Origin of the sequence: Longimonas sp. (assembly GCF_046498435.1) — a bacterium.
Classification (GTDB): domain Bacteria; phylum Bacteroidota; class Rhodothermia; order Rhodothermales; family Salinibacteraceae; genus Longimonas.
Genome location: NZ_JAWOAR010000050.1, coordinates 1 through 5295 on the forward strand (window position 1 = coordinate 1; position 5295 = coordinate 5295).

General features: G+C 62.1%; 4 protein-coding genes. 3 read left to right on the plus strand and 1 reads right to left on the minus strand.

Going from position 1 to position 5295, the window contains the following annotated elements; genetic code table 11:
• Positions 1-1317: glutamate--tRNA ligase (gltX, locus tag R6U20_RS02005; RefSeq protein ID WP_410336201.1), on the minus strand; the 1317-nt coding region annotated here is incomplete at its 3' end.
• Positions 1318-1569: 252 nt separating this feature from the next.
• Here gltX and R6U20_RS02010 point away from each other — a divergent pair.
• The 3 genes from R6U20_RS02010 to R6U20_RS02020 all read left to right on the plus strand — a co-directional run.
• Positions 1570-3237: a peptidylprolyl isomerase gene (locus R6U20_RS02010; RefSeq protein WP_410336202.1), complete on the plus strand. Its 1668-nt coding sequence runs from the start codon at positions 1570-1572 to the stop codon at positions 3235-3237.
• A gap of 44 nt (positions 3238-3281) precedes the next feature.
• Positions 3282-4178 (plus strand): peptidylprolyl isomerase, encoded by an 897-nt coding sequence (locus tag R6U20_RS02015; RefSeq protein WP_410336203.1) that lies wholly within the window; start codon positions 3282-3284, stop codon positions 4176-4178.
• 149 nt (positions 4179-4327) lie between these two features.
• A partial coding sequence (locus R6U20_RS02020; RefSeq protein ID WP_410336204.1) for a peptidylprolyl isomerase occupies positions 4328-5295 on the plus strand: 968 nt, incomplete at its 3' end.

Consider the following 5295-nt stretch of genomic DNA (forward strand, 5'->3'; position numbering starts at 1 on the left):
CACGACATCGCGGTCGAAGGTCGATGCATCCTCGTACACCTCGGCAAGCGCCCGCAGCAATTCAGCCGACTGGTCATTCCAGCTTTTTGCGACGTCGTCCTCGTCGTATTCAGTGGGGTCCTCAAACAGATAGCTGTGCTCAGTCAGCACATCGCCGACTTTCGAGACGCGGTCTTGCGTAAGCTCGGCAATGGCCACGAGTCGCTCGTGCGTGATGGGCTGGTGCACCTCGGTAAGCTGCACGCGCAGCGCCTCGGCAAAGTCTTCAGGCGACATGGCACGCACGTACTGCTCGTTGTACCAGTTCAGCTTGTCGAGATCGAACTGCACGCCGCTCACGCCCACGCGGTCGAGCGAGAAGGCCTCCACGAGCTCCTGCAGGCTGAAGATCTCCTGCTCGTCGCTCGGGTGCCACCCCAAAAGCGCCAGAAAGTTGATGAGCGCCTCGGGCTGATACCCGGCTTCGCGATAGTCGGTCACAAACACAGGGATGCCCAGTTCGTTGCTGTCGCGCTTGGAGAGCTTGCCGCTTTCCGGGCTCATAATGAGCGGCAGATGCGCAAACGCGGGCGGGGTCCACCCAAAGGCGTCATACAAAAGTACGTGCTTCGGCGTAGACGGCAGCCACTCCTCGCCGCGAATGACGTGCGAGATGCGCATGTGATGATCGTCAACCACGTTGGCCAGGTGATACGTAGGCAAGCCGTCGGACTTCAGGAGCACCTGGTCGTCCAGGCCCTGCGTCTCGAAGGTGACGGTGCCGCGCACCTCATCCTCAAAACGTACGGTTTCGGTGCGTGGCATCTTCAGGCGCACGACGTGGGGCGCGCCATCGTCTAAGAGCTGCTGCACCTCATCGTCATCGAGCGAGAGGCTGTTGCGCATCTCCATGCGTGTGTGGGCGTTGTACGCCGGCGACGGGTTGTCGTCGGAGGCATGGCGCTCGCGCATCGCCTCAAGCTCGTCCTCGGTGTCAAAGGCGTAGTACGCGTGCCCGCTGTCGATAAGCTGCTGGGCATAGCGCTGGTAGAGCCCCGAGCGCTCCGACTGGTAGTACGGCTGATGCGGACCGCCCGTGCCGGGCCCCTCGTCGTAGTTCAGCCCCGACCACGAGAGCGCCTGCATCAGGTCGGCCTCGGCCTCTTCCACATAGCGCGACTGATCGGTGTCTTCGATGCGCAGAATGAAGTCGCCGTCATGCTTATGCGCAAACAAATAGTTGTAGAGCGCGGTGCGGAGCCCACCAATGTGCAAACGTCCGGTGGGACTCGGAGCAAAACGTACGCGAACTGGCGTGGAGGAAGCAGAATCAGCCATAAATTTGGACGGGAGCCGTGGTGTAGGAACAGAGCATGTGGAACAGTCGATGAAGCAACCGCTTCGTGCGAATGCCTCGGTGATGGTAGCCCGGCTCCAAGAGGCAGTTCCGCGCGCTTGCCATGAGGCCCGGCAATGCAACAGAGCCTCACAAACAGCGCCTCCCCCAAGGCCGGCTTCGCATAGCGCTCGTCCTCCCAATGCCAGCGGCTACGCCCGTTTCCTATTTTACCCACCCGCTCATTTTTATCTATGCGTCCCATTTCATCTTCGGTCGTGGCCGGTGGACTGCTTCTGGCCAGTGTGTTTCTTCTTAGCGCATGCCAGCTCCTCTCGTCCTCCACGCAATCCGCGCCGCCGCCTGTTGCGCAGTACAACGGACAGACGATCCACTACGACGAGGTGCGCGCGGCATGGGAGCGTCAGCAGGTCGAAGCCGCTCCCGAAGACACCACCCAGGCGCTGCTCACATTCCTGAACCAGTACCTCGACTACCGCCTGAAAGTCCACGAAGCCAAGCAAGCGGGATACGAGAAGCAGTCCAGCATCCGCCGCGAAATAGATACCTATACCCGCGAGCGAGCCCGCTCTGCCTTCACCGATGCCCACATTACGCAGCCGGTTCTTGATACCCTGCTGCGCCGCCGCACCCAAGAGGTGCACACGCGGCATATTCTGGTTCGGGTGGAGGAAGAGGCCACGCCCGAAGACACCACGCAGGCGCATACACAGATTCATGCGCTTCGCGACTCGGTGATTAACGGAGCCGACTTTGCTGAACTGGCGCGCGATGCGTCCGACGACCCGTCCGCTTCCCGGCAGGGTCAGCGCGGATTTGAGGGCGATTTGGGCTACCTGAGTGCCGGGCAGCTCGTGGGTCCGTACGAAGACGCCATGTATCAGCATCCGATTGATGCCCCGCCGAAGGTGGTGCGCACGCCGTTCGGCTACCACCTAATTGACGTGATCGACCGCCAGCCGCGCCTGCCCCGCACCCGCATTGCCCACCTGCACATCCGCCCCGACGACGAAACGCCCGAAGCGCGCGAGGCCGCCCGTGCCGAGATCGACTCGCTGGCCGAAACCCTTTCGGCTGACAGCAGCGCCTTTGCCGAAGCCGCCATCGCCCACTCCGACGACGAGCGCACCGCCGAAAACGGCGGCGAGCTGGGCTGGCTCTCCATCGACCAGTACGTGCCGCCCACCTTTCGCAACGCCGTGCGTGCGCTCGACAGCAACGGGGCCATCTCCGATGTGGTGGCCCTGGACCACGGCTTCTACCTGATTCAGCGCCGCGAGGCCGAGCCGCTCCCCTCCAACAGCGAGGCCGAAGCTACCTTTCGTGAGCGGCTTGACGACCTCCCACGCACCCAGGCCCGGCGCACCGCGTTGAACGAGACCCTCCGCGACACCATCGCCGCCACGGTCGATTCCAGCGCCGTGGAGCAGGCCCTGGGGATAGACGACTGGTCCGACCCCGTCGCTGGTGCGCCGCGCAATGCTCCCGACACTGCCCTGGCTGTCGTGGGCCCCGATACGCTGCGCACCCCTGACTTCGAGGCCTACCTGCAGGCTAACAACGACCTGCGCGGGTCGGCTCTGGACGATGCCCTATACGAATGGATCGACCAACGTCGTTTAGACCATGCCGCAGTGACATGGGCACGCCAGGACACGTCGCTGCACAACGAGCTTGAAACCTTCACCAACGGCCTGCTCGTCTTCGAACTGATGCAAGACTCAGTATGGACCGACGCCTCTTCTTCGTCCCCAGACAACCAGTCTGATGTGGCGGCGTCGCCGGTGTCGTCTCCATCCAGCGACCGCGAGCAGGCCTACGCAGAGCGACTGCGGACTCGCTACGCCGCCGACCTGTTTCCGCAGCGCCTACGTGAGCAGCATGCGGCCCACCAGCCCTAACATCACCCTGAAACACGCACGTCGCCCCCCAGCCCGTTTTGCACATGACGTCCTCGCCCGCCACGCGCCTGCCCATAATGCGTCTTCTCAGTGCCGTTGTGCTGTGCATCATGATCGCCGGATGCGCCGATGAATCGCCCAGTGAGCCGTACGCAGCCCGCGTAGGCGACACCTACCTGACAGAAGCCGAGCTGAGCGACGCCATGGAGTCAGTCTCGGTCGGGGGCGATACAGTGGAGGCCCGGCGGCAGATCGTGGAGCAGTGGGTCACGCGAACCCTGCTGTTGAATGAGGCTGAACGTCTTAACCTGGAGAGCGAATCTGATGTGCAGAAGCAACTGCGCGAGCAGCGCCGTTCGGTTCTCATCAATGCGCTAACAAACCGCATCTACGAGGCTGCCGAGGTGGAGCCCGACCGCGAAGCCGTAGTGCAGTACTTCGAGCGCAACCGCGACCGATTGCGCCTGCGCGAGCCCTACCTGAAACTCCGCCACATACGCGTAACCGATGCATCCACTGCCACCACGCTGGCCAGCGAACTGCGAGACGCCCCCAACGACTGGCGCGCGGTCTGCACGCAAGACGAAGAAGACGCCGACCAGGCGTGCGATGTCGGCGAGCGCTTTTACCCCGAACGCCAGCGCATAGCCGACGCCCCCACCTTACGCGACCGCGTTGCCGACATGGAGGCAGGCGAGGTGAATACGGTGGAGGGGGAGAACTGGCACCATGTCTTGCACCTGGTCGAGCGCATTGAGGCGGGCCAAGAACCTGAATTGGAATGGGTTGCGCCCCAGATTGAGCGCCACCTGAGCACGCAGTCGCGGAAACAGATGTATGCTCGCGAGGTTCAACGGCTACGTAACGAAGCAGAATCCCGCAATGCCCTCGACGTGCATCTCTCCGCTCCTGCCGACAACGATACGACCGCTGCCGAGTAACGGATGACGCAACAGCTACTCATTGGTACTTGCGGCCTCCGCTCCACATAACGTCCGACTTCCTGCATGAGGCGCTCCGCATGAGGTCTCTTGCATGACGTGGCCTACCGCCGTTTGCACGCTTTTTTTGCACTTACGCTCTGGTTTACATGATGCTACGCTCCTTTTTCGCCCCCGTCTTTCTGTTGGGTCTAAGCCTTCTACTGGGCCTGAGCCTGCTAAGCTCAGACGCCCACGCCCAGTCGGATGAAAGCGACCGCGAGATGGTAGATCGCGTGGTGGCCGTTGTTGGGTCGGATGTCATCCTGAAATCGGATGTTGACCAGATCGCTAACAGCATGGCGCAACAGCAGCAACAACAGCAGGGGGGAGACGGCGAGCTAACACCTGAGCTATGGCGCGAAGGGCTCGACCAGCTCGTTAATCAACGCGTCATGGCCGAAATTGCCAGGCGAGATACGAACATCACAATTCCTGACGAGCAGGTAGATGCCCAGTTGGAACGCCAGATCCAACAGATGACCGAGCAGGCCGGGAGCGAGGAGGCCCTTGCTGAAGCCTACGGTCAAACCCCCGCCGAACTCCGCGAATCGCTCCGCGATGACTTTCGCGACCAGATGCTCGCCCAACAGGTGCGCCAGCAGCGTCTCAACCGGGTGCGCATCACGCCGTCCGAAATCGAAGAGTGGTTCAACAACATCCCCGAAGCCGAACTGCCTACGTTGCCCGCGTCGGTCCGGCTCTCGCATATCGTGCGCTACCCCGAGCCCACCGAAGAGGCCCGTGATGAAGCCGAAGAGATCATCACCTCCATTCGCGACTCGATCGTAACGGGCGGGGCCGAATTCGAAGAGATGGCCGAGCAGTTCTCCGAAGACCCCGGCTCGCGTCGCCAGGGCGGGCGCATAAGCAACATCAACGTGAACGATTTTGTCCCCGAGTTTGCCGCCGTCGCCTCACGCATTGAGGAAGGTGAAGTATCAGAGCCCTTCTACAATCCCACTCACACCGGCTACCACATCGTGCGCGTCAACGAACGACGCGGCAACACCGTAGACCTGAACCACATCCTAATTGAGGTGGATCAGCGCTCGGCAGATGCCGAAGCTGCCATCGA